Below are 25,241 nucleotides of genomic sequence, written 5' to 3' on the forward strand. Positions count from 1 at the left end.
AACAAAAATGGTTTTAACTTAATGTATTCTTTCATATATTTGTTGTACTAAATATTGTTATGCAAAACGAAAAATTCAACGAATATTCATTTATCCTGGACCGGACTGCGAAAAAGGTAAAGCAATACGCACAATCCTCTTTTACGGAAAAGGGATTCGATATTACAGTGGATCAATGGACAATCATAAAGACACTCTTTGAACATCCGGATTTGTTACAAAAGGAACTGGCTGAAAAATGCGGTAAAGATCAGCCTACACTGACCCGTATTGTGGATTTGCTGATCAAGAAAGGATTGGCCGAACGTCACAATCATCCTACCGACAGACGCTCTCTTTATCTAAAACTGACGGACCTGGGCAGCAGTAAAGTACAATCATTAACTCCTCACATCACACAGATCCGTACCAAGGCCTGGGATAATCTGACAGATGAGGATTTCAAACATTTCACCCGAATACTTAACAAAATACACGATAACTTAAACATAGATAGCTATGATAACAACTGATATTTGTATAATCGGAGCTGGTCCGGTAGGACTATTTGCAGTATTTGAAGCAGGCTTATTAAAAATGAGATGCCATTTGATAGATGTCCTCCCACAGGTAGGCGGTCAGCTTTCAGAGATCTATCCGCACAAACCGATCTACGATATTCCCGGTTATCCTGCTATAAATGCACAGGAGCTGATCAATAATCAGATGGAGCAGATAGCGCCCTTCCACCCTACCTTCACTTTAGGAGAACGTGTAGAAGGATTGAATAAACAGGAAGATGGTTCTTATTATGTAATTGGTTCTGAGGGAACAGTTATCCATTGTCAGGTAGTCGTGATTGCCGGAGGATTGGGCTGTTTTGAACCCCGTAAGCCTGAAATTCAGAATCTGGATACTTTTGAACACAACTCCGTACATTATATGGTCCGTGATCCGGAACGTTTCAGAGATAAAAATATCCTGATAGCCGGCGGAGGTGATTCGGCACTGGATTGGACAATTTTCCTGGCCGATGTTGCAAAAAGCATTACGCTGGTACACCGCAGTGACAGTTTCCGCGGAGCTCCGGACTCAGCAGAGAAAGTATACAAACTGGCCAATGAAGGAAAAATTGATCTGTTGCTTTCTCATAATCTGGTGGCCTTACAGGGAAACGGCACTCTTCAGGAAGTGCATTTACAAAATAAGCAAAAAGAAGCCATAGTTGTCCATACCGAACACTTTATTCCACTGTATGGATTAAGTCCTAAGTTAGGGCCTATTGCAGACTGGGGACTTAATATAGATAAAAATGCAATAGTTGTAGACACCTTTGATTATTCTACTAATGTGGAACGGATATTTGCTATCGGAGACATCAATACCTATCCGGGAAAATTAAAACTTATTCTTTGCGGATATCACGAAGCAGCATTAATGGCACAGAGTGCTTTTAAATATGTATATCCGGATCAGAAACTTTCATTTAAATATACAACGGTAAACGGTGTAAATGCATTTTAATCAAATCACATGGATAATTTAATCACCATTTATGTAGAAGACCGGGAAGGCACAGTAAAAGATGTAGAGATTCCTACAGATATAAATCTGAGCCTGATGGAGATCCTGAAGGCTTCAGAATACGAGATTCTGGCCACCTGTGGAGGAATGGCATTGTGTGCGACCTGTCATGTGCAGATATTGGATGGAGCTGAAAACCTGTCCGAACCACAGGATCAGGAACTGGATATGCTGGATACCTTACCAGATGCGGATGATGAGAGCAGGCTTGCCTGTCAGATCAGACTAGGCAATGAAAATGACGGGCTACGAATAAAAATAAAAGGGACCTTACAATAAGCCTTTTTAATTATTATTCTTAAATTTGTGTACTTTGTACACTAAGAATACCCTTGATTGAAAAAGACTTATATACAAACAGGCAAAAAGTGCTTCTGTCTTTTCGATCAACGCACGTTGTTAATCTGCCTTCTTTAAAGATCTCTTTATCGCATGTGTACAAGGTTAGTTGCAAATAATTTAGTTTACTGCAATAAAATTTAAGATATTTGCAAAAACTTGCAAAAGTTAATAGAATAAAGATAAAACAACTAATATGCTAAGCAGTCGTTCAGAGAGAAGTTTTCCAAGAGTTATCGTCATAGGTGGTGGCTTTGGTGGAGTGGAAGTTGCTAAACACCTCAAAAACAAAGATGTAGAAGTATTACTTCTGGATCGCAATAACTATCACACGTTCCAGCCCCTGCTTTATCAGGTCGCCACCGGAACACTTGCAGCCGATGCCATTTCCTTCCCGTTACGGAAGATGTTCAAATCGCAGGAAAATTTTAAATTCCGAATAGCAGAAGTATCACATATCGATACCGATACTAAAATTGTAAGAACAGATGTCGGAGATTTCGATTACGACTATCTGGTTGTTGCGACAGGCGCTACAACAAACTTCTTCGGAAACCAGGAAGTAGCCAAATATTCTCTTCCGATGAAAAGCATACGCGAAGCGCTTAACATCAGAAGTTATGTTCTTCAAAATCTGGAAGCAGCAGTCCTGAGAGAGACCGCTACACAGCGTGCTCCTTACCTCAACTTCGTCGTTGTCGGTGGTGGCCCTACCGGTGTAGAACTGTCAGGAGCAATCGCAGAGATCCGTAATAATATCCTTAGAAAAGACTACCCTGAGTTATCTACTCAGGAAATGAATGTTTACCTGATAGAGGGGCAGGATAAGATCCTCGCTGCATTATCTCCGCAGGCATCCGAAAAAGCAGAAACATATCTGAAAGAATTAGGAGTAAAAGTATTGTTAAACAAGCAGGTAACAGGCTATAATGGAAATACGATCTCTTTCAGCGATGGAGAGAGTATTGATACCAAAACGGTTATCTGGGGAGCAGGTGTCATGGGACAATTCCCTGAAGGCCTGGAAAAAGATATTATCCAGCGTGGCAATCGCATCAAAACAGATGCAACCTGCAGAGTCGAAGGTCTGGAAAATGTATTTGCTATCGGAGATGTCTCTGCTATGATTACAGAAGATCTTCCAAGAGGATTACCGGGTGTCGCTCCTGTTGCACAACAACAAGGTAAATTCGTAGCACATCAGATCATGCACCTGCTTAATGATCAGCCTCTTGAAAGTTTCAGCTATTTTGACAAAGGATCTATGGCTACAATAGGTCGTAACAGAGCTGTCGTAGATATGGGTAAAATCCGGTTTCAGGGATTCTTCGCCTGGTTTGTATGGATGTTCGTTCACTTGATGTCCATCTTCGGATTTAGAAATAAATTGGTTACTTTCGTCAACTGGTCTATCAAATTCTTTACTATGAATGGTGGAATCCGACTGATCATCAATAAATATGAGCGGCCGAAACCAGAAGAAAAAAAACCGGCACTTACAGAATAAAACAACATTTAAGATATGGATAACAAGGTCATTGCTAAGCTATTTAAGCTGGGAAGTCAGCTTATGGAACTTCATAATGAAAACCCATTCAGGGCTAAAGCAATGGCCTCCGCATCTTTTAAAATTGACAAATTGCCCTTTGCTGCAGCTACAGCGACTGTTGAAGATCTCAGTGCTCAACAGGGAATCGGCAAAGGCACGGCAGAAAAAATTCAGGAAATTATTCAGACTGGATCCTTTACAGAACTGGATCAGCTGATCGCCAATACGCCTCCCGGATTATTGGATATGCTTCAGATAAAAGGTCTTGGACCAAAAAAAATACTGATCATATGGAAAGAACTCGGTATTGAATCTGTAGGAGAACTGTATTATGCCTGCAACGAAAACCGTCTGGTAGAGGCAAAAGGCTTCGGTCTCAAAACACAGGAAGACATTAAGAAAAATATAGAATTTTCCATTGCCAATCAAGGCTGGTTTTTATACGCAAAAGTATTGCCGTCTGCAGAAGCAATTCTCAATAAATTACGGTTCGCCCTACCCGAACACACAGCGCTTTCGTATACCGGAGCTTTCAGAAGAAAAGTTGAAATATTAGATCGTGTGGATTTTTTGCTGTCCGCTTCAACAGAAGAGCTGCAAAAAGTATTAGCTACGATTCCTGATCTGCAGATTCAGCAACAAGATCCGGATCGGATAGACGCAAAAGATAACAATGGCTTCCTTTTTAGTTTTTTAAATACAGATTCCGAAAATTTTGCGCAAACTCTTTTAATAACCACAGGTTCAGAACTCCATATCCAACAATTAGAAGCGATACAACAGCCACTTCCTAAAGCTTCTACAGAAGCCGGGATCTATCAGTTGCTGGGATTAGCCTATATCGAGCCCGAACTTAGAGAAGGATTGGATGAAATCCAGAGAGCAAAAAACAGCACACTTCCGCAGCTTATCACTTTTGAAGAATTAAAAGGAACCGTTCACAATCACTCTACATATAGTGACGGCGTACATAGCCTGGCTGAAATGGCGCGATACTGTAAGGAGGATCTGGGATTAGAATATTTTGGTATCTGCGATCACTCCCGTACGGCTGTATATGCCAACGGTCTGTCTATAGATCGTCTGGAACAACAATGGAAAGAAGTAGATGCGTTGAATGAAAAAATGGCTCCATTCCGTATTTTCAAAGGTATTGAATCTGATATTCTTTCGGACGGATCTCTCGATTATCCGAATGAGATACTTGCTAAATTCGATTTTGTAGTAGCTTCCGTACATTCCAATCTCAAAATGGATGAAGAGAAAGCGACAGACAGATTAATAAAAGCAATCGAAAATCCTTACACCACTATTCTGGGGCATCCTACGGGAAGATTATTATTAAGCCGCTCGGGATATCCTTTGGATTTCAAAAAAATAATAGATGCCTGTGCAGCAAATCAGGTGGTCATCGAGATTAATGCCAACCCTCTGCGGTTAGATTTGGACTGGAGATGGCACAGATACGCTATCGAAAAAGGTGTATTGCTATCCATCAATCCGGATGCACACCGTACAGAAGGACTTTTGGATATGCACTATGGTGTCTACGTAGCACGTAAAGGAGGACTATCTGCTGAAAACTGTCTTAATGCACGTTCGGTCACAGAAATCAGCGAATTCTTTACAAACAGAAAAATTTCAAGGGGAATTTAAGCGCTTTATTTTTCAGGTTCTTTTGCTATTTTTATAGATCAATTTGTGATCGGTTATGCGCTACCCTATTCTTTTGCTGTTATTGTTGTTTTCCTTACATTCTTATTCGCAACTCTTACACCCTAAAAACAGTTTTACCCGGGCTGATTCCTTACGCGGAAAGCTTACCCCCTTACGTACCTGTTATGATGTGCAATTCTATCATCTTAACATAAAAGTCAATCCTGAGCAAAAATCTGTTTCGGGCAGCAATCTCTTCCGGTTCAAGGCAGTGACGGACTTCAAAGACCTACAGTTTGACCTCTTTGAAAACCTCACTATTGACAAAGTTGTGTATCAGGGAAAGACTTTACCTTTCAGAAGAGAATATAATGCTGTTTTTATATCATTTCCGCAAACTATAAAAAAAGGAAATCAGGATTCCTTTGAGGTTTATTATTCCGGCAATCCAGTTGAGGCTAAACGTGCTCCCTGGGATGGTGGATTCGACTGGAAAAAGGATAAAAACGGGAATCCGTGGATAGCAACTGCATGTGAGGGTCTGGGAGCCAGTGCATGGTGGCCCAATAAAGATCACCTATCGGATGAGGTAGACAGTATGCTGATCTCGGTTGCAGTTCCCTCCTCTTTAATGAACGTCTCAAATGGAAGACTTAAAGGCGTAGAAAAGGGCACTGACGGATATTCAACTTACCATTGGAGCGTTTCTAACCCAATCAACAACTACAATGTGGCATTGAATATAGGTGATTATGTACATTTGCAGGATGCCTATCAGGGTGAAAACGGTAAACTGGATATTGATTATTATGTCCTCCGTGGAAATGAAACAATAGCTGAAAAGCACTTTGGTGAAAATGTCAAACCCATGCTTGAAGCCCTGGAACACTGGTTTGGTCCCTATCCTTTTTATGAAGATGGATACAAACTTGTCGAAACATCCCATCTGGGCATGGAACATCAGAGCGCCATTGCCTACGGGAATAAATATAAAAACGGTTATCTGGGCACAGAAAGCTCCGGCACAGGATGGGGAATGAAATGGGATTTTATCATTATCCACGAGTCAGGTCACGAATGGTTCGGAAATAATATAACGGCCAAAGATGTCGCTGACCTCTGGATCCATGAGAGCTACACAAACTATTCCGAAGCATTATACATTGACTATCATTATGGCAAACAGGCCAGCCAGGAGTATGTAAACGGCAATCGCAGGGGTATCCTGAATGATACAGCAATGCAAGGCCCGTATGATGTAAATAAAGAAGGATCGGGTGATATGTATCTTAAAGGTGGAGTATTACATAATATGATCCGCTCCATGATAAATAATGATGAAAAATGGCGTGCAATCCTCAGAGGATTAAACAAAAAATTTTATCATAAAACTGTAGATTATCAGGATATCACATCTTATGTATCTCGTGAATCGGGTATAGATCTGTCAAAAGTTTTTGAGCAGTATGTACAGCATACCAGCATTCCGACCCTGGAAGTGGTTTGGAACAATAAAGGTCTGCCCGCAGCCCGGTGGATCAGTGAAGTCAAAGATTTCAAAATGCCGGTAGCTATCGGTAAAAAAGGAGAAGTAAAACAACAATACACGTTTGATCAGCAGTTTAAACCCATACCTGTTGCGGAACTGACAAAGCAAAATATTGATATCGATACCTTTAATTATTATATCAAAGTCAAAATGTAAAGGATGATAAAATCATCCCGTATACAAAGGTGAAAGACCTTAAATTTAACGTATTAAACAACAACTATATGTTTGCAGCACATACCTATCAGGAACGAAGAAATGTCTTAAAGAAAAATATTGGCCATGGTATTCTCCTGTTTTTGGGGAATATTGAAAATCCGATAAATTTCGAACACAACCCCTACAGATTTCGGCAGGACAGTACTTTTTTATATTACTTCGGAATACAAGAACCCCGTCTGGCTGCAATTATAGATATTGATGAAGATAAAACAATTGTATTCGGAGATGAATTAAGTATCGATGATATCGTCTGGATGGGTAAACAGGAGACATTAAAAGAGAAAAGTCTGCGTTCCGGGATCAGTGAGACACGTCCTTTTTCCGCATTAGCTACTTATCTGCAGGAAAACAAGAATCGTACTGTACATTATCTACCTCCTTATCAACCTTCCAACAAGATCTTACTTACAGAACTATTCAGTATTTCTGTATCTGCTATACAACCTTCAGCACCCTTTATAACAGCTGTTGTAAAGCAAAGAGAGATCAAAGAAGATCAGGAAATTAAGGAAATAGAAGAAGCTATTCGCGTTTCTACTGAAATGCACCTGCTCGCCATGCGAATTGTCAGGCCGGGTATACGGGAATTTGAAATTGCCAATGCCATCCAACATCTGGCTGCTGATCAGAGCTGTGAAATGGCTTATCCACCTATTGTAACTATCAATGGCGGAATACTGCACAATCATTATCGTCAGCATACACTTAAAAGCGGAGATCTTTTTCTGAATGATTCCGGTGCAGAGACAGCGATGGGATATGCAGGTGATCTTACCCGCACATTCCCTGCAGATTCGAGATTCACCACCAAACAAAAAGAAATTTACAACATAGTATTGCAGTCTTTTACGAATGCAAGAAATGCACTCGCTCCGGACACAAACTTCAAAGATATTCATCTTAAAGCCTCCCTTACCCTTGTTGAAGGACTGAAATCCATTGGATTAATGAAAGGTAACGCTGAAGAAGCCGTACAAGCACATGCCCACACGCTGTTTTTTCAATGTGGACTCGGGCATATGATGGGACTGGATGTACATGATATGGAAGATCTCGGAGAACAATATGTGGGGTATACTCCGGACGAACCAAAAGATACCCGTACTTTCGGACTTAAATCACTTCGCCTGGGTAAACCGCTGAAAGCAGGTCATGTAGTCACCGTTGAGCCTGGTCTGTATTTTATTCCTGAACTCATTGATATCTGGCAGGCAGAAAATAAAAACAGCACATTTATCAACTATGATAAAGTAAATGAATATCGCAATTTCGGTGGAATCCGTATAGAAGACGATTTCCTGATCACAGCAGACGGTCATCGCTTATTAGGTCCGGAACTCATTAAAACCGCAGAGGAAATTGAAAACTACAGATCAAACAATTAGCAGCATAATTTTTTATTTTATGATAAAACTCACCAAATACTTTTTATCCATATTTTGCATCTTTTTACTCCATAATAGTTTTGCTCAAAAAATGCAATGGACGGCAGATGGCAATGCCTATTATTCATTCTCTTCCAAGGGAATTGATATGGTAGATCTTCTTCACCCGGATCAGAATAAAGCCTTTCTGACTACACAGGACCTTATCCCAAAAGATTCGACCGAAGCGTTAGAAGTCCAGAGTTTTCAGGTATCTCCTGATGGCAATAGCCTTTTACTGTTTGCCAATACGCAACGTGTATGGCGGGATAATACGAGAGGAGACTACTGGATATTTGACAAAAAGAGCAAGAAACTTATTCAACTGGGCAAAGGATTGCCTGCCTCCTCTCTGATGTTTGCAAAATTTTCACCTAACGGCAAAAAAGTCGCTTATGTATCCAAGCATAATATTTACATAGAAGATCTTTCTACCAATACATACATCGCTATAACCAAAGACGGCACAGACCGCATTATCAACGGTACATTTGACTGGGCTTATGAAGAAGAGTTCGGATGTCAGGACGGATTTCGGTGGTCACCCGACGGAACAAAAATCGCCTATTGGAAATTAGACGCAAAAGAAACACGCAACTTCCTGATGATCAACAATACAGACAGCCTGTATTCGTTCACTATTCCGGTAGAATATCCGAAAGTAGGTATGAACCCTTCTTCCTGTACAATTTGGTTTTATAATATATCAGATGGAAGTACCAAAAAAGCCGGTATTGAAGGAGATGACATCCAGCACTATATTCCCCGAATGGAATGGGTACTGGATTCCAAATCTATAATACTCCAACAGCTTAACCGCAAACAAAATGTAAGCAGAATTATCGTGTGCGATGCTGTAAATGCGACTTCCAAAACCATTCACCAGGAAACTGACGAAGCATGGATAGATATTAAAGCCCGCTGGAATAACGGAGACCCAAGCGGTTGGGACTGGATCAACAATGGCGAGGAATTTATCTGGCTCTCCGAAAAAAACGGATGGAGACAAATTTATAAAATCGACCTTCAGGGTAAAGAATCGCTGATTACAAAAGAAAACTATGATGTTATACAACTAGATAATATTGATCAGAAAGCTAATCTTATTTATTTCTCTGCTTCTCCGGCAAATGCAACTCAAAAGTTTTTGTACAAAATCAGCCTGAATGGCGGGCAGGCCAGTCGCGTAACTCCGGCGACATATAAAGGAACAAACACCTATACGATTTCTTCCAATGGCAAACTGGCCATTTTCAACAGCAAGAGCACGACGTTTAGTTCCACAGGATCTATAGTAAGCCTTCCGGAACATAAAGAAATTGTAAAACCAAAGTCTGTTAAAGAAGGAATTGCCACACATGTGGAATTTATCAAAATTAAAACACAGGATAGCATTGAATTAGACGGGTGGATGGTAAAACCAAAAAACTTCGATCCGAATAAAAAATATCCGGTTGTATTCTATGTTTATGGAGAACCTGCAGCGCAAACAGTAACAGATGATACTTACACCGGATACAATCCATTGTATACAGGTAATATGTCGGATGACGGATACATCTATATTTCATTGGAAAACCGTGGTGCACCGGCTCCAAAAGGCAGAGTATGGCGTAAATCTATCTACAGAAATATCGGCCGTCTCAATATTCGTGATCAGGCCATGGGTGCAAAAGAGATATTAAAATGGAAATTTGTAGATCCGGAGCGTATAGCCGTATGGGGATGGAGCGGAGGCGGATCTTCCACACTCAACCTCCTGGGACAATATCCGGATATCTATAAAACCGGAATATCCATTGCTCCCGTAACAAACCAGTTGTTTTATGACAATATCTATCAGGAACGCTACATGGGGTTGCCACAGGAAAATAAAGAAGACTTTATAAAAGGATCTCCTGTATCTTATGTCAAAAATCTAAAAGGCAACTTATTACTCATACACGGAACAGGAGATGATAATGTGCACTACCAGAATACAGAGGTATATACCAACGAAATGGTAAAATATAACAAACAATTTCAACTGATGTCCTACCCAAACCGCAGCCATTCCATCAATGAAGGAGCAGGAACAACGCGGCATTTATCAACTTTGTTCACCAAATTTCTTAAAACGTATTGCCCTCCGGGAGCAAAATAAATTAAAGAGAGCTGCAAATTGCAGCTCTCTTTAATTTATAAGTGATTTAAAAAGTCAACATCTGGGACAACACAAATAATCCTAATAAGGATTATTTGTAAACGATTAGTTTACTTAACAACTAACATTAAAAAACAGGGATCTTTTTAAATTTTAACAACAAAAAAAGCAGTAAAATTATACGATAATCATCTCTTTTCCGTTAACGATTTAATACCTAACAAAAGATTCTTTTCGGTTCATTTTGAACCAAATAATTTTTTTTCATTGTACACAGAGATTGATAATTTTTCAGTAGTTTTGCATATTAATAAAAAATCGTTTAAAATTCACTAAATGGGGTTATTTAACTGGTTTACGCAAGAAGTTGCGATCGATTTGGGTACAGCTAATACCCTGATTATCCATAATGACAAAGTAGTAGTAGACGAACCCTCTATCGTTGCATTTGACCGCACTACCAATAAAGTAATTGCTATTGGTCGTCAGGCAATGCAGATGGAAGGTAAGACTCATGATAATATAAAAACCGTACGACCTCTTCGTGATGGTGTTATCGCTGATTTTACAGCCGCTGAACATCTGATCAGAGGAATGGTAAAATTAGTAAACAACGGAAAAAGTTGGTTTTTCCCTTCTCTTAGAATGGTCGTTTGTATCCCTTCCGGAATTACAGAAGTCGAGAAGCGTGCTGTAAGGGATTCTGCAGAAATTGCAGGAGCAAAAGAAGTATACCTGATTCACGAACCTATGGCAGCAGCCGTTGGTATCGGTATCGATGTAGAAGAACCTGTCGGTAATATGATCATCGATATCGGTGGTGGTACGACAGAGATTGCGGTCATCGCATTATCAGGTATCGTTTGTGATCAGTCTATCCGTGTTGCCGGAGATAATTTTGATTCTGATATTGTACAATACATCAGAAGACAACACAATATCATGATCGGTGACCGTACGGCAGAGAAAATCAAAATTGAAGTTGGTGCTGCTCTTCCTGAATTACAGGAGCCACCTGAAGATTTTGCTGTACAGGGACGTGACCTGATGACCGGTATTCCTAAACAAATCACTGTTTCCTATACGGAGATTGCGCATTGTCTGGATAAATCTATTTCGAAGATTGAAGAAGCAATCCTGAAAGCATTAGAAATAACTCCACCCGAATTATCAGCAGATATCTATCAGACTGGTATCTACCTGACCGGAGGTGGTGCATTACTAAGAGGTTTGGATAAACGTATTCAGGCCAAAACAAAACTTCCTGTTCACGTAGCAGAAGATCCTCTTCGTGCGGTTGTACGTGGTACAGGCACAGCATTGAAAAATATTGGTAAATTCAAGTTTTTAATGCAGTAATTCTTTGAATATCAATTCCAGTTACGCGATATAGATAGGTATACCCTGCTATATCGCGTAGTTGTTAAAAAACACCAGCAATAACATGAGAAACCTTTGGTTATTCTTAATCAGATATAACGCCTTTTTTTGGTTTATCCTGTTTTTTGTCTTTTCTGTACTCCTTGTTGTCAAAAACAACACTTTCCAACGTGCTTCAGCCTTTAATTCTTCTAATGTCGTGATCGGCAATATGTATGCTAAGGTAAACTCCTGGAAAAGCTATCTGGCGCTCGCTGATGCCAATGATCAGCTCGTTCAGGAAAATGCAATGCTTCACAACCAGCTCCAACGCTATATTGTCAAAGATAGCTCAGACAGCGTTCGCCTGGTAGACAGCATAGAAGAAGGACGTTATCAGTTTATTGTTGCCAATGTTGCAAATAACAGTATTCATCAGAAAAGCAATTATCTTACGCTGGATAAAGGTTCGAAAGACGGGGTAGAAAAAGATATGGGCGTAATAACTTCTAATGGAGTTGTTGGTATAGTATTGAATGTCTCAAAAGACTTCTGTACAGTACAGTCTCTATTGCATCCCGATACACGTATCTCCGTCACACTGGGCAAATCAGAAGTATTTGGTTCGTTAATGTGGGGCAGTAACAGAGATTCACGGTATGCGATGGTGCGTGATATTCCTAATCATGTCAAGGTCGCCAAAGGAGAAAAAGTATACACTTCCGGTTTTTCAATTTTTCCAAAAGGAATACAGGTCGGCCAAATAGTAGAGACAGGCATTACCTCCGGTGAAAGTTTTCTGGATCTGCGGCTACTGCTTTCCACCAATTTTTCAAATCTTCAGCACGTGTATATTCTTAAAGATAAAATGGCCGAAGAAAAAAGACTTTTAGAAGAAACGAATAACGACAATGGGTAGAACGGTTTTACTTAATTTTTTACGATTTGTAATCCTTATTCTTTTACAGGTTTTTCTGTTCAAGAATATTGGTTATTACAATCTCGCCAGCCCCTTCCCTTATATTCTTATTATCTTTCTTTTACCTATCGGCCTTCCTAATTTATTATTATACGTACTGGCTTTTCTTACCGGACTGACAGTAGACGTATTTTATGATTCACTGGGCGTACATGCTGCTGCATGTGTGGCATTAGCCTGGTACAGGATCTTTTTTCATAACATCACGCTGGAGGTGGATATGAAAGAATCCTACCTCACCCCCTCATTAGGAGAAATGGGATTTAAATGGTTCCTTTCCTATACATTTTTTGGCATTTTAGTCCACCATACGGTATTGTATATATTAGAAGTATTTTCATTCTACCAATTTCAATATACACTCTTAAGTATCGGATTAAGTTGTATCTTTACACTGATTATCATCCTATTATCCGGGCTATTATTCTTTAGAAAGAAGACCCGTTATAATGCATAATCGATTCTGTACATTTTTCTAATAACGAAGGAAACCTCCGGTTTATGAACAGTTTTTTTGCTCGTAAATACGTCATTCAAGGGATATTTATTGCCGTTGCCATTATACTGATTGCTCGACTTTTTTATCTTCAAATCATTGACGACACTTATCTTCTGTCTGCAAACAACAATGTCTTGAGGAAAGTCATTGTATATCCTGCGCGCGGGGTCATCTTAGACCGTAACGGCAAGGTAATGGTACAAAACGAACCTGTCTACGATCTACTGGTCACCCCAAAAGAAGTAAAAGATATAGACACCGCTTTACTCTGTTCATTAATAGACATCGATAAAGCCGGCTTTGACAGCCGGATGGCCAAAGCTCGCGCGCATTCTCCGTTCAGAGCCTCTCAATTTGAAAAGCAACTTTCGGCGACCACCTATGCACGTCTTCAGGAACATTTATATAAATTCAGAGGATTCTATGTACAGAATCGTACTGTCCGCAGTTATCCGGACAGTCTGGCTGCACAGTTCCTGGGATATATTGAGGAAGTAAGAGATCGGGACATCGAAAAATCAAATGGTTTTTACAGACCAGGCGATTATATTGGCGCCAGTGGTGTTGAACGGGCATATGAAGATCTGTTACGCGGTAAAAGAGGTGTCAAAAATCTTATGGTTGATGCCCTCAACAGACCAAAAGGAGTTTTTATGGAAGGCAAGTATGATACGCTTGCTGTAGCCGGGGATGGATTAATCTCTTCACTGGATAAAGAACTGCAGATTCTGGGTGAAAAATTAATGAAGAATAAACTGGGATCCATTGTTGCAATCGAACCTTCCACAGGAGAAATACTGGCCTATGTAAGCAGTCCGAGTTACGACCCCAACCTGATGGTAGGGAGACAAAGAGGCAATAATTATATGAAATTGCTGAATGATCCGACCAAACCCATGTTTAACCGGCCTATTCAGGCTTCCTATCCGCCGGGATCTGTATTCAAGGTGGTTTCAGCTTTGACAGCACAGCAAGCCGGCATGATAGATACGCATACTGTATTTAATTGTCCCGGAGGATACAGCTACGGAGGAGGGCGCGGATTTATGCGTTGTACGCACGTAGATGGACCAACCAGTCTGGTCAAATCTATACAACGGTCCTGCAATACCTATTACGGGTATACGTATGCCCGAATGATAGATTCAAGAGGACTTTCCGGACCAAAGGCATACGATCTGTGGAGAGAGGCTACTATGAAATTTGGTATAGGTCATAAATTAGGAATCGATTTACCCGGCGAAAAACCAGGTCTGCTACCTACTTCAGATTTTTATACAAAACGTTATGGTAATGACAAATGGAGATCTTCATTTAACATTTCTTTATCGATCGGACAAGGTGAAATGGGTATTACACCTTTGCAGATGGCAAATATCATGGCCATTGTTGCCAACAGAGGTTTCTATTACCGTCCTCACCTGATCAAAGGGATAGGAGACAAAAAAATCCTGAAAGAAGAATTTACAGAAAAAATTTCTGCCGGAGTAGATGCGAAATATTATCAGATGGTGATAGAAGGCTTAAGTCAGGCCGTGAACTCTCCGGGAGGTACAGCGTATTCCAACAGAATTAATGGAATAGAAATGTGTGGAAAAACAGGAACTGCCCAGAATCCACACGGTGAAAACCATGCTGTATTCTTTGCGTTTGCCCCACGTGAAAATCCAAAAATAGCAATTGCTGTATTTGTAGAAAATGCCGGTTACGGAGGAGTATGGGCTGGACCTATAGCCAGTATGATGGTCGAAAAATATGTTAAGGACACCATCACTATGCCAAAGTATATTCAGGATCGTATCTATAATGCGAGTTTTATGCCGAAGAAGGAAATTCCGAAACCGAAGAAAGAGGATGTGAAAAAGGACAGCACAAAAACAAAAGCAAAAACAGTGCAGCAGACTGCAGCAATAAGAGACGATAGAAAATCAGTATTAGTTCACCATAGCCAAATCAAAAGAAGATATGAATAATGTTAAGCAAAAATCCTTCTTCGGGAGAATCGATTGGTTAACAATCTTATTGTGGCTAACGTTGTGCCTTATTGGCTGGTTTAATATTCATGCAGCCGTCTTTGATCCGGAACATCCGGAATTGTTCAACCTGCAGACAAACTATGGCAAACAGTCTATTTATATTTTTTCCGCTATCATTATCGGAATCAGTATTTTAATTATTGATGCCAAGTTTTTCAGTTCTTCCGCTCCGGTTATCTATATAGTCGTTACCCTCCTGCTTATAGCCGTATTAGTTGTGGGCCGGAATGTGGGTGGTAACCAGGCCTGGATACCACTTGGAAGTTTCAGGCTGCAGCCTTCTGAATTTGGTAAACTGGCAACCTGCCTTTTACTTGCCTATTATCTCAGTAGTCAGAGCAACAAAGCTCCGACAATGAAAACTCTGGCTATAGGTGCAGGAATTGTATTATTCCCGGTTATGCTGGTTATGCTACAGCCGGATACAGGATCAGCATTAGCGTTCTTTTCTCTGATATTTGTATTCTACCGTGAAGGATATGTCAACACCGGCTTCCTATTGTTTATTGGTATGTGTATATTGCTGTTTGTACTTGCACTTCTGGTAAACCAATGGATACTGATAGGCTCTTTACTGATTATCTGCGGATTTTTTGCCTTCAGTCTTAGAAAAAGACGAAAGTACCTCATCAATATTTCTATACTCTTTGCCGTCTCAACAGCATATATATTGTGTGTGGATTTTGCATACGAGCATATATTGCAACCGCATCAGCGTAACCGTATTGATATTATCCTGGGTAAGATGGACGATCCGAAGGGTCAGGGATACAATCTCAATCAATCCATGATCGCTATAGGATCAGGTCAGCTGCTGGGCAAAGGATATTTACAGGGCACACAGACTAAATATAACTTTGTACCTGAACAAAGTACAGATTTTATTTTCTGTACAGTGGGTGAAGAATGGGGATTTGTAGGAAGTACCCTACTCATAGCGGTCTATATGACCCTATTGGTTCGTATAGTCAATATAGCCGAACGGCAGCGATCAGCATTTGCACGAATATATGCATACGGGGTAGCATCTATCCTATTCTTTCACGTCTTTATCAACATCGGCATGACGATAGGTATAGTTCCTGTTATCGGGATTCCCTTACCTTTTATCAGTTACGGTGGGTCCTCTCTGTGGAGTTTCACCATACTTTTGTTTATTATGCTCAAGTTTGATGCAAACAGAAAAGGGGTAGCTTAATTTAAAAACAGCTCCTACCCTAACTTCTGCAATTGAAAGAAAAGGCAAGTTAATTCAAACATTTGGATTGTAGGTATTATATCCTTTCCAGTATATATTGAATAGCCTCTTCCACGATTTTTTGCGGTTCCGGACTGAATGTTGCATTCACACGACTGGCTAATATAGCATTTATGGACAAAGCATGATGTCCTAAAGCTGCAGCCATAGCATATATTCCGGCTGTTTCCATCTCCAGATTCGTAATCCTTCTGTCTCCCACCCTGAAGCGGTTAATCTTATCTATAAAATCCGGATAAATATTCTGTGTCCTCAGTGCTCTTCCCTGTGGTCCATAAAATCCCGGAGCAGTGGCAGTCATTCCTTTCGGAAGATCAGAAGCAAACTGTTTCAACAACTTTTCACTGGCATGTGCCACATAAGGCTGAAAATGTAAGGCCGGGAACTGTTTTCCGATTTCCTGTTGAATATCAACTTCCAGAACGGAGAGTTCCCTCTTATAATATTGCATTAAAGCGTCAAAGCCAATTCCGATTTCAGAAGCAAGTATTGTACCCATTGGCAAATCAGCCTGCACAGCCCCTGAAGTACCTATACGGATAATATTAAGACTGATCAGATCAGATTTAGGTTCTCTTGATTGAAAATCAATATTTACCAATGCATCCAGTTCATTCAGTACGATATCAATATTATCGGTACCAATACCCGTAGATATGACAGAAACTCTTTTGCCACGAATTGTACCCGTATGCGTGATAAATTCACGTTTACCCTTTTTAAGTTCTATATGGTCAAAATATTTAGAGACTTCTGCGACTCTGTCCGGATCACCTACTGTGATGACCGTGTTTGCCAGATCTTCCGGCAGAATATTCAGATGGTAAATACTTCCATCTGTATTTATAATGAGTTCGGATGCTGGAATCATATTGTTTTTAAGTAATTAAGATGTACTCCTTCTATGGTATTCATTTTTTGCACAACGGTATTGACCTGCATTTTTCTGATTTCGAGCTCCATATAACAGCTATTATCAAATTCCTGTTTCAACATAGTCAAGTCTTCCTCTTTCACGATCCGCATTACATCATTCATCTGCAGATATTCAAAGGACACGCTATACACATCATTCACGGTGCGCTCCACAATAACCGAACTGGCTAAAGCTTCCTGCGCGGCTGTCTTGTAGGCATTGATCAATCCCGGAACTCCTAACAGAGTACCTCCAAAATATCGCACCACTACAATCAGGACATTGGTCACATCCTGAGAAAGCAATACGTTGAGAATCGGCCGGCCTGCTGTACCTGAAGGTTCACCATCATCATTTACCCGAAATACAGCCCGATCAGGTGTCAGACGATAAGCCCAGCAGTGGTGTCTCGCTTTAGGGTGTAAATCTTTTAATTCCTGAATGATAGTTTTCAATGCGGCTTCATCTCTGAACGGATAGGCATAAGCAATAAATTTACTTCCTTTGTCCCGAAAAATCCCTTCGGAGGACGATTCAATAGTACGATAAGTATCTTCAAATAAACTCACAGATAAGCAATTAATAAGACAGAAATTACAGCCAGACAAAGTCCCGCTTTATTCAATATAGACAATTTTTCTTTAAATAAAAAGATACCAGCCAGTGCACCGAAAGCAATCACACCGATATTCATGGACGTAAAGACAATAGATGGATTCTCCGGAATAGCACGGTGTGCTTTCATATAAAACATAATATTTCCGAAATTGAAAACACCCAGAACCAGCCCGCCAAACATAGACTGTATATCAAACTTTTGTTTTTTCCAAAACAATAAATAAAACAAACAGCCACATGCTACGACCAATGCCAGCGCAAAAATGATCAGCATAGAAGCCGTGTAGGGAATCTCTTTATGCTGCGCCACTTGTTTGAAAAGTACATCAATACATCCCATTCCTAAAAATACTATCGCCGGATATATAATAGACGAAGTCGGCTTTTCGGATTTCTGCCCGCCTTTACTCCATCCTATCGAGCAGATTATAGCGACAACTCCTACTGCAAGTCCAATTATTTTACCGGATTCAATACGCTCTCCAAATAACAGAAAAGCAGCGGTCAACGGAATAAACAAGGAAAGTCTCTGGGCAACTTCTGTCTTTACAATCCCGCTGTATTCTATAGAAAGCGCAATGATCAGAAATAAGGTAGGCAAGAGAATACCTAAGGGCAAATACAGATTCCAGGGAAGAACAGGGTTATCCCACCTTACGGGCTCCGGATTTAAAAATATCCAGGTCATCAACAGCGCTACAGGATAATTCCACAACACTAACTGTAAATGATTGATACCTCTGCTTTTTGCCCATTTGATACAAATGGCGACCAATACACTGCAGATAACACTTAAAAAAACAAATATCATATTCTTCTATTTCCAGAGTCCGGCTTTGTGCAATCGGGCTTTCCCCTCCAGTTCTCTGAAATAAGCTGCATATTTCACATTTGGAGGAACTGTCATCGTTACCGCATAACCCTTTTCTACCAGTTCTGCATTTAACAATACACTATCGATATATACATAAGCCAGCAATCGGCCATACCGATCCCGCTTTGCAACATCAAAAGTAAGACTAACATGCCTATTCTTTAAACGTTCTGTTAAATATTTTTTGGATTCTGCACCGAAATAGCCAATCAGCTTTCGCCCAGTATTTCGGGATTCAGGAGCATCTATACCTATAAACCTGACTTTTGTTCCTTTAGAAGAACCATCCTCGATCACAAAGGTGTCTCCATCGATAACCCGACGAACGATATAACTATGATCAGGCGCAATTTCTAATCTTTTGGATGAATGTACAAAAGACGTAAAAGCAATAAAAAAAAGAGGTAAACACCTCAAAAGTATCTTCATATAAATTATAAAAGGGAGGCTGCAAAATTAACAAAACCAAAATAATTAAAGGAAAAGTATAATTTCAAATAAAATAATCATTAAAAAAACCTAAATTTTAAAATAAAAATAATACAAAAAAAATAACAAATTTTTATTAAAAAATACGTTAAAAATAAATCAAAAAATAAGCGAAAAATACGTCATAAATATTAACACATTAAAAATATAAAAAGCTATATATAAACATTTTACCAAATAATAAGTGAAATTAAAGATGTAATTTTAATATAAAATTCACATAAAAATAAACATAAAATAAGATGTTTTTTAACCATAAAAAACAGAATAAAAACACACTTATAAAGATTAAAAAAACAATAAATATTAAATTTTATTTGGATTTTTATTTTTTTGCCGTACATTTGAAATGTCAAACACGAGACACAGACAATGAAACATAATAACACATATCTATTTTTTGGTTTCTTTTATTTTAGCAATAAGAGCAGGGACTAGTATATAGATATAAGTTATACAGATATATAGAGGGTCCCGGAAATATTCGGGACCCTCTTTTTTTGGAAAGTTAACGAGAAAAATGAGCTTAAAAATTGCAATACAGGGGGCAAAGGCCTCTTTTCACGAAGAAGCAGCCTTCAAATATTTCGGCAATGATATAGAAATTGTCGAATGTGATTCTTTCAAAAAGACCTGCGATATTCTCAAACAGAAAAAAGCAGATTATGTGGTCATGGCCATCGAGAATTCAATTGCCGGAAGTATTCTCCAAAATTACAATCTGTTGCGTGATTATCGCTTTCATATTGTAGGCGAAGTCTATCTGCACATTCAACAGCATTTATTAGCACTGCCGGGTGTAAAATTAGCAGATATCAAGATTGTAGAATCGCATCCTATTGCAATCCGTCAGTGTGATGCCTTTCTGGAAGATCACCCGCATTTTCTGGTGAAAGAGTTCACAGACACTGCAGCAGCAGCAAAGAAGATTGCGGATGAAAAACTGACCACGACAGCAGCGATTGCCGGAGAACTGGCGGCCAAACTTTATGGTCTTGAAATTATTGAACGCAGAATTGAAACCAACAAAAAGAATGCAACACGTTTTCTGATTCTGGCAGATGAAGTCGTCGAACAGAAAAATGCAAACAAAGCATCATTATCTTTTCAAACCGGCAATGCTGTAGGCGCTCTGGCTAATGTACTTCAGTGTTTTGCAGAGCAAAATGTCAATCTGACCAAAATTCAATCTATGCCGGTCGTAGGACGCCGTAATGACTACGATTTTTATGTAGATGTAGAATGGAAAAAACAATCCGAATACGATGCAGCTATCCGCAAAGTATTGAAGCATACTGTCAACTTCAGTATCATGGGTGAATACATTAAAAATGAGAAATTGTAATTAATAAACTGAAAATATAAAATACACAATAAAATGAAACACACATTAGACATCCTTCCGCTAAAATCCTGGTTAGATACAGGAGACAGACCTTTGATCATCGGAGGCCCTTGTAGTGCAGAGACTGAAGAACAACTGGTTTCAACAGCTCACCTTTTGGCAAACACCGGTAAAGTAAACGTATTGCGCGCCGGAATCTGGAAACCTCGTACCCGTCCGGGAGAATTCGAAGGTATAGGAAGTATTGGTCTGGAATGGTTAAAAAGAGCCAAAGAAGAAACAGGTCTGTTGACTGCGACTGAAGTAGCAACGGCCAAGCACGTGGAAGAAGCTTTAGCTGCAGGAGTAGATATCCTTTGGATTGGTGCCCGTTCTACTGCAAACCCGTTCACTGTTCAGGAAATAGCAGACGCCTTACAAGGTGTGGATGTGCCTGTATTAGTTAAGAATCCTGTGAATCCGGATTTATCTTTATGGGTAGGTGCATTAGAGCGTATCAACCGTGCAGGTATTAAAAAACTGGCTGCTATTCACAGAGGATTCTCTTCATACGAGAAGACAGCTTTCAGAAATGAACCGATGTGGGATCTGGCTATTCAGCTGAAAACCTTAATTCCTGATCTTCCGGTTATCAATGACCCAAGTCATATTTGCGGAAATCGTGAACTGATCCCGTACATTGCACAAAAAGCGATGGATATGGATATGCAGGGATTAATTATTGAATCGCATATCGATCCTTCAGTAGCGTGGACGGATGCCAAACAACAACTTACTCCTGCAGCTTTGGCTGAATTAGTAGGCCACTTATCTTTACGTCGTCCGGAATCCGACAATCCTGCTTTCGAAGATAAACTTTCAGAGTTACGTGCTGAAATCGACAGACTGGATGACAAAATAATCCAGCAAATCGGAGACCGTATGAAAATTGCAGAGAAAATCGGCGAATACAAACGCGATAATAATGTGACCATCTTACAGGTTTCGCGATGGGATGAAATCGTACAAAAACGTGCGAAATTAGCCAATGCATTAAACTTAGATCAGGATTTTACAGTAAAATTCCTGGAACTGTTACACAACGAGTCTATCCGCAGACAAAATGAAGTAATGAACAATACACCAGCTACGGAGGCGTAATGGAGCATTCAGGCATTGCATTAAGCCATCCAGGCAAAACAATAAAAGGTACGGTACAGCTCACAGGTTCTAAATCTGAGAGCAACCGTGCCCTCATTATCCAGGCACTGAGTAAAGGCAACGTCCGTATTGAAAATCTTTCGAATGCAGATGATACCGTGATTATGCAACGTGCTTTAAAGACCGCTGCTGAACCACAATCCGACACCACAACCATTAACATCGGACCTGCTGGTACAGCAATGCGTTTTTTGACATCCTACCTCAACTTAGTAAAAGGTAATTTTACCCTTACAGGTACCGAGCGGATGCAACAGCGTCCTATTGGTATTCTCGTTGATGCACTAAAAACATTAGGTGCAGATATACATTATGAGAAGAAAGCAGGATATCCTCCTTTGAAAATCGAAGGAGGAATGTTCCAGAATAAAAAAGAAGTTTCCATAAAAGGAAACATAAGCAGTCAGTATATTTCCTCGCTGTTGCTGATTGCATCAGCACTGAAAAAAGGTCTTACGCTTCATATTGAAGGAGAGTTGACTTCACGACCTTATGTATCTATGACATTAGATATGCTCAAAGAAGCGGGCATATCTCATACATGGAATGAAAATTCAATTGAGATAGCTCCTCAACAAGCAAAAGAGGCAACTTTATATATAGAACCAGACTGGAGTGCGGCCTCCTATTGGTATGCGATAGTAGCGTTATCCGAAAACGGACATATTGTACTGCCGGGATTGAAACAAAACAGTTTACAGGGAGACAGTGCAATAGTAGATATAATGACACACTTCAGTGTACGCTCTTCTTTTGAACAGGACGGACTCCATCTTCACAAGTCAGCAGTTGATTCTGATCAAACCCTTTTTGACTTTAAAGAATGTCCGGATCTGGCCCAGACAGTCATTGTATGTGCAGCAGCATTGAAACGCGACATTTCATTTACCGGCCTGGAAACACTTAAAATCAAAGAAACAGACCGTATTGCTGCTCTTCAGAATGAGATTGGTAAATTCGGAGCGTTGCTTGTGGAAGATAATGGAATCTACCACCTGAAGACTTCCAATGTCTTCAAACCTGAACACATAACAATCAAGACATATGAAGATCATCGTATGGCCATGGCATTCGCTCCTCTGGCACTTGTATTTGATCAGATTCATATAGAAGATCCTATTGTGGTCGAAAAATCATATCCTGAATTCTGGGATCACCTAAAAAATCAAAATTTTACGATTACGGCATAGATAAAATAGAATAAGACCATAATATTATGGTCTTATTCTATATCTTTACGCTTTGCTAATACATTATTAAACTTTATGGCAGGAAATTCATTTGGAGAAGTATTCAGGATTACGACTTTCGGGGAGTCACACGGCGAAGCTATAGGTGTGATTATTGACGGTTGCCCGTCAAATATCGAAATCGATGAAACTTTCATCCAATCGGAATTGGATAAAAGAAAACCCGGACAATCCAAGATTACAACTCAACGCAAAGAAAGTGATACTGCAAAAATTCTTTCAGGTGTATTTGAAGGAAAATCAACCGGTACCCCAATTGCTCTGGTCATTCCCAATGAAGACCAGCGATCTAAAGACTATTCTCACATACAGAATAAATTCAGACCTTCTCACGCCGACTATACGTATCATATGAAATACGGTAATCGTGATTATCGCGGAGGCGGTCGTTCATCAGCACGAGAAACTGCTGCAAGAGTAGCTGCAGGTGCTGTTGCCAAATTATTTCTAAAACAACTTGGCATTGAAATATTTGCCCACGTGTCTTCTGTAGGAAAGATTGATGCTCCTAACCTGGATCACAGCGATCTGTCTACACTACTGGAACAACGTGAAAATAATATTGTAAGATGCGTAGATCCGGCTACAGCCAATGAAATGATATCATTTATTGACGGCATACGTAAAGCCGGAGATACTGTAGGAGGAAAAATTTCAACAGTTATCCGTAATGTACCTGCGGGATTAGGAGAGCCTGTATTCGACAAATTGCATGCTGATCTTGCCAAAGCTATGATGAGCATCAATGCAGTACACGGATTTGAATACGGATCCGGATTTGAAGGATCACAAATGATAGGATCCGAACATAACGACATTTTTCTGACTGAAAATCAGGACCTGGATCATGTACATACGATTACAAATTTTTCCGGTGGTATACAGGGCGGAATCTCCAATGGTATGGACATTACATTCCGTACTGCATTCAAACCTGTTGCTACTATTATGAGAGATCAGGAAACGGTTAATACCGAAGGAGAGTCTGTAAGTATTTCAGGCAAAGGAAGACACGATCCTTGTGTAGTACCACGTGCAGTAGTTATAGTAGAAGCTATGGCAGCACTCGTGATTACAGACCATTTATTAAGACAAAAAAGTTATTCGAATGCCCGTTTCTAACCGATACATTTTAGCCTCCGATATCGGAGGCTCTCATATTACCTCAGCTATCGTCGATACAGCTGACTGGTCCATTCTATTTGAAAGTGTAACACGCAATCGTGTCAATTCTTCATCGGATGCTAAATCGATTTTTCAAAGCTGGGCTTCCAATCTAAAAGAGACAATAGCCAAATCTCCCGAAGAAATCACACAGCTTGGGATTGCCATGCCTGGCCCCTTCGATTATGAAAAAGGAATTTCCCTGATGCACAATCAGGACAAATATGACAGTTTATATCAGCTTGATACTTCTGCAGGTATCCGTGAGGCCATGGAAAACCCCTCTATCGAGATCAGATATATAAATGATGCTGCAGCATTTCTTCAGGGTGAAATATTTGCTTCCAAGCTCGATAAGGAGGAAAAAATACTGGGCATTACACTGGGTACAGGATTAGGAAGTGCGGTGTGGAGTAAAGGCAGCAAAGCATTTGATGCGGACCTTTGGAATACAGCATACAGAGATTCTATTTTCGAAGAGCATCTGGTAACGCGTTGGTTTACGAGACGATTTGAAGAGTTGACAGGAAATAAAGCAGAGGGTCTGAAAGAGATTCTGGAGCAACATCAGGATGAAGCAGAGTTTGCCACTCTTATTCAGGAATACAGTCAGCAGCTACTGGACTTTTTGAAATTTTTCAGTGAAAAATACAACTGTACACATTATATAATAGGCGGAAATATTGCGAAGGCATTGGACATTATAACACCTTACCGGGCAGAAGAATTCGGCGCCTATACCATTGGCAGAAGCAATCTGGATGAAAAAGCAGCCATTATCGGGGCTGCCAGTATCTTTTAGTTATAAA

22 protein-coding genes are annotated in these 25,241 nt (G+C 40.0%); 18 read left to right on the plus strand and 4 right to left on the minus strand.

Going from position 1 to position 25,241, the window contains the following annotated elements:
- Positions 1-59 precede the first annotated feature (59 nt).
- The 13 genes from I6J02_RS01445 to rodA all read left to right on the plus strand — a co-directional run bounded on the left by I6J02_RS01445 (position 60) and on the right by rodA (position 16,516).
- On the plus strand, positions 60-512 hold the full coding sequence (locus tag I6J02_RS01445; protein WP_201680077.1) for a MarR family winged helix-turn-helix transcriptional regulator: 453 nt from the start codon (positions 60-62) through the stop codon (positions 510-512).
- The gene (locus I6J02_RS01450; RefSeq protein ID WP_201680078.1) at positions 499-1,503 is read left to right on the plus strand and encodes an NAD(P)/FAD-dependent oxidoreductase; all 1,005 of its coding nucleotides are present in this window, start codon (positions 499-501) and stop codon (positions 1,501-1,503) included. Before I6J02_RS01445 ends, I6J02_RS01450 begins: the two co-directional genes overlap by 14 nt.
- Positions 1,504-1,512: 9 nt before the next feature.
- Positions 1,513-1,842 (plus strand): 2Fe-2S iron-sulfur cluster-binding protein, encoded by a 330-nt coding sequence (locus tag I6J02_RS01455; RefSeq protein ID WP_201680079.1) that lies wholly within the window; start codon positions 1,513-1,515, stop codon positions 1,840-1,842.
- A gap of 256 nt (positions 1,843-2,098) precedes the next feature.
- Positions 2,099-3,409 (plus strand): NAD(P)/FAD-dependent oxidoreductase, encoded by a 1,311-nt coding sequence (locus I6J02_RS01460; protein ID WP_201680080.1) that lies wholly within the window; start codon positions 2,099-2,101, stop codon positions 3,407-3,409.
- Positions 3,410-3,424: 15 nt separating this feature from the next.
- Positions 3,425-5,107, plus strand: a complete 1,683-nt coding sequence (locus tag I6J02_RS01465; RefSeq protein WP_201680081.1) for a DNA polymerase/3'-5' exonuclease PolX — start codon at positions 3,425-3,427, stop codon at positions 5,105-5,107.
- Between the two features lie 55 nt (positions 5,108-5,162).
- Positions 5,163-6,812, plus strand: a complete 1,650-nt coding sequence (locus I6J02_RS01470) for a M1 family metallopeptidase (RefSeq protein ID WP_201680082.1) — start codon at positions 5,163-5,165, stop codon at positions 6,810-6,812.
- 29 nt (positions 6,813-6,841) lie between these two features.
- A complete protein-coding gene (locus I6J02_RS01475) occupies positions 6,842-8,263 on the plus strand; it encodes an aminopeptidase P family protein (RefSeq protein ID WP_236582247.1) in 1,422 nt (473 codons plus the stop codon).
- 19 nt (positions 8,264-8,282) lie between these two features.
- A complete protein-coding gene (locus I6J02_RS01480; RefSeq protein WP_201680083.1) occupies positions 8,283-10,445 on the plus strand; it encodes a S9 family peptidase in 2,163 nt (720 codons plus the stop codon).
- A 336-nt stretch (positions 10,446-10,781) separates the two neighbouring features.
- Positions 10,782-11,804 carry a rod shape-determining protein gene (locus tag I6J02_RS01485; RefSeq protein WP_002993616.1) on the plus strand — a complete coding sequence of 341 codons (1,023 nt, stop codon included), beginning with the start codon at positions 10,782-10,784 and terminating at the stop codon, positions 11,802-11,804.
- Positions 11,805-11,889: 85 nt separating this feature from the next.
- Positions 11,890-12,723, plus strand: a complete 834-nt coding sequence (gene mreC, locus I6J02_RS01490) for a rod shape-determining protein MreC (RefSeq protein ID WP_201680084.1) — start codon at positions 11,890-11,892, stop codon at positions 12,721-12,723.
- Complete coding sequence (locus I6J02_RS01495; RefSeq protein WP_201680085.1) at positions 12,716-13,240, plus strand: rod shape-determining protein MreD; 525 nt, start codon at positions 12,716-12,718, stop codon at positions 13,238-13,240. Before mreC ends, I6J02_RS01495 begins: the two co-directional genes overlap by 8 nt.
- 44 nt (positions 13,241-13,284) lie before the next feature.
- Positions 13,285-15,255 (plus strand): penicillin-binding protein 2, encoded by a 1,971-nt coding sequence (gene mrdA, locus I6J02_RS01500; protein WP_201680086.1) that lies wholly within the window; start codon positions 13,285-13,287, stop codon positions 15,253-15,255.
- Entirely contained in the window at positions 15,248-16,516 is a 1,269-nt protein-coding gene (gene rodA, locus I6J02_RS01505; protein WP_201680087.1) for a rod shape-determining protein RodA, read from the plus strand. Before mrdA ends, rodA begins: the two co-directional genes overlap by 8 nt.
- Positions 16,517-16,592: 76 nt before the next feature.
- Here the strand turns inward: rodA and I6J02_RS01510 are convergent, their stop codons facing one another.
- The 4 genes from I6J02_RS01510 to I6J02_RS01525 are packed head-to-tail and all read right to left on the minus strand — an operon-like array spanning position 16,593 to position 19,413.
- A complete protein-coding gene (locus I6J02_RS01510) occupies positions 16,593-17,447 on the minus strand; it encodes a nucleoside phosphorylase (RefSeq protein ID WP_201680088.1) in 855 nt (284 codons plus the stop codon).
- On the minus strand, positions 17,444-18,061 hold the full coding sequence (locus tag I6J02_RS01515) for an IMPACT family protein (RefSeq protein WP_201680089.1): 618 nt from the start codon (positions 18,059-18,061) through the stop codon (positions 17,444-17,446). Before I6J02_RS01515 ends, I6J02_RS01510 begins: the two co-directional genes overlap by 4 nt.
- Positions 18,058-18,921 carry an EamA family transporter gene (locus tag I6J02_RS01520; protein WP_201680090.1) on the minus strand — a complete coding sequence of 288 codons (864 nt, stop codon included), beginning with the start codon at positions 18,919-18,921 and terminating at the stop codon, positions 18,058-18,060. Before I6J02_RS01520 ends, I6J02_RS01515 begins: the two co-directional genes overlap by 4 nt.
- 6 nt (positions 18,922-18,927) lie before the next feature.
- Positions 18,928-19,413, minus strand: a complete 486-nt coding sequence (locus I6J02_RS01525) for a thermonuclease family protein (protein ID WP_201680091.1) — start codon at positions 19,411-19,413, stop codon at positions 18,928-18,930.
- Between the two features lie 580 nt (positions 19,414-19,993).
- Here I6J02_RS01525 and I6J02_RS01530 point away from each other — a divergent pair.
- The 5 genes from I6J02_RS01530 (at position 19,994) to I6J02_RS01550 (ending at position 25,234) form a co-directional block, all read left to right on the plus strand.
- The gene (locus tag I6J02_RS01530) at positions 19,994-20,818 is read left to right on the plus strand and encodes a prephenate dehydratase (RefSeq protein WP_201680092.1); all 825 of its coding nucleotides are present in this window, start codon (positions 19,994-19,996) and stop codon (positions 20,816-20,818) included.
- Between the two features lie 33 nt (positions 20,819-20,851).
- A complete protein-coding gene (locus I6J02_RS01535) occupies positions 20,852-21,958 on the plus strand; it encodes a chorismate mutase (protein WP_201680093.1) in 1,107 nt (368 codons plus the stop codon).
- Positions 21,958-23,208 carry a 3-phosphoshikimate 1-carboxyvinyltransferase gene (gene aroA / locus I6J02_RS01540; RefSeq protein ID WP_201680094.1) on the plus strand — a complete coding sequence of 417 codons (1,251 nt, stop codon included), beginning with the start codon at positions 21,958-21,960 and terminating at the stop codon, positions 23,206-23,208. The genes I6J02_RS01535 and aroA overlap by 1 nt, the downstream gene beginning before the upstream one ends.
- Before the next feature lie 75 nt (positions 23,209-23,283).
- A complete protein-coding gene (gene aroC, locus I6J02_RS01545; RefSeq protein WP_201680095.1) occupies positions 23,284-24,390 on the plus strand; it encodes a chorismate synthase in 1,107 nt (368 codons plus the stop codon).
- On the plus strand, positions 24,377-25,234 hold the full coding sequence (locus I6J02_RS01550) for an ROK family protein (protein ID WP_201680096.1): 858 nt from the start codon (positions 24,377-24,379) through the stop codon (positions 25,232-25,234). The genes aroC and I6J02_RS01550 overlap by 14 nt, the downstream gene beginning before the upstream one ends.
- Positions 25,235-25,241 lie beyond the last annotated feature (7 nt).

Origin of the sequence: Sphingobacterium spiritivorum, from assembly GCF_016725325.1 — a bacterium.
Lineage (GTDB): Bacteria > Bacteroidota > Bacteroidia > Sphingobacteriales > Sphingobacteriaceae > Sphingobacterium.

What these genes read in the sequence shown, in the direction of transcription:
- I6J02_RS01445 (WP_201680077.1), top strand. Translation starts at nt 60, where the DNA reads ATGCAAAACGAAAAATTCAACGAATATTCATTTATCCTGGACCGGACT.
- I6J02_RS01450 (WP_201680078.1), top strand. Translation starts at nt 499, where the DNA reads ATGATAACAACTGATATTTGTATAATCGGAGCTGGTCCGGTAGGACTA.
- I6J02_RS01455 (WP_201680079.1), top strand. Translation starts at nt 1,513, where the DNA reads ATGGATAATTTAATCACCATTTATGTAGAAGACCGGGAAGGCACAGTA.
- I6J02_RS01460 (WP_201680080.1), top strand. Translation starts at nt 2,099, where the DNA reads ATGCTAAGCAGTCGTTCAGAGAGAAGTTTTCCAAGAGTTATCGTCATA.
- I6J02_RS01465 (WP_201680081.1), top strand. Translation starts at nt 3,425, where the DNA reads ATGGATAACAAGGTCATTGCTAAGCTATTTAAGCTGGGAAGTCAGCTT.
- I6J02_RS01470 (WP_201680082.1), top strand. Translation starts at nt 5,163, where the DNA reads ATGCGCTACCCTATTCTTTTGCTGTTATTGTTGTTTTCCTTACATTCT.
- I6J02_RS01480 (WP_201680083.1), top strand. Translation starts at nt 8,283, where the DNA reads ATGATAAAACTCACCAAATACTTTTTATCCATATTTTGCATCTTTTTA.
- I6J02_RS01485 (WP_002993616.1), top strand. Translation starts at nt 10,782, where the DNA reads ATGGGGTTATTTAACTGGTTTACGCAAGAAGTTGCGATCGATTTGGGT.
- mreC (WP_201680084.1), top strand. Translation starts at nt 11,890, where the DNA reads ATGAGAAACCTTTGGTTATTCTTAATCAGATATAACGCCTTTTTTTGG.
- I6J02_RS01495 (WP_201680085.1), top strand. Translation starts at nt 12,716, where the DNA reads ATGGGTAGAACGGTTTTACTTAATTTTTTACGATTTGTAATCCTTATT.
- mrdA (WP_201680086.1), top strand. Translation starts at nt 13,285, where the DNA reads ATGAACAGTTTTTTTGCTCGTAAATACGTCATTCAAGGGATATTTATT.
- rodA (WP_201680087.1), top strand. Translation starts at nt 15,248, where the DNA reads ATGAATAATGTTAAGCAAAAATCCTTCTTCGGGAGAATCGATTGGTTA.
- I6J02_RS01510 (WP_201680088.1), bottom strand. Translation starts at nt 17,447, where the DNA reads ATGATTCCAGCATCCGAACTCATTATAAATACAGATGGAAGTATTTAC.
- I6J02_RS01520 (WP_201680090.1), bottom strand. Translation starts at nt 18,921, where the DNA reads ATGATATTTGTTTTTTTAAGTGTTATCTGCAGTGTATTGGTCGCCATT.
- I6J02_RS01525 (WP_201680091.1), bottom strand. Translation starts at nt 19,413, where the DNA reads ATGAAGATACTTTTGAGGTGTTTACCTCTTTTTTTTATTGCTTTTACG.
- I6J02_RS01530 (WP_201680092.1), top strand. Translation starts at nt 19,994, where the DNA reads ATGAGCTTAAAAATTGCAATACAGGGGGCAAAGGCCTCTTTTCACGAA.
- I6J02_RS01535 (WP_201680093.1), top strand. Translation starts at nt 20,852, where the DNA reads ATGAAACACACATTAGACATCCTTCCGCTAAAATCCTGGTTAGATACA.
- aroA (WP_201680094.1), top strand. Translation starts at nt 21,958, where the DNA reads ATGGAGCATTCAGGCATTGCATTAAGCCATCCAGGCAAAACAATAAAA.
- aroC (WP_201680095.1), top strand. Translation starts at nt 23,284, where the DNA reads ATGGCAGGAAATTCATTTGGAGAAGTATTCAGGATTACGACTTTCGGG.
- I6J02_RS01550 (WP_201680096.1), top strand. Translation starts at nt 24,377, where the DNA reads ATGCCCGTTTCTAACCGATACATTTTAGCCTCCGATATCGGAGGCTCT.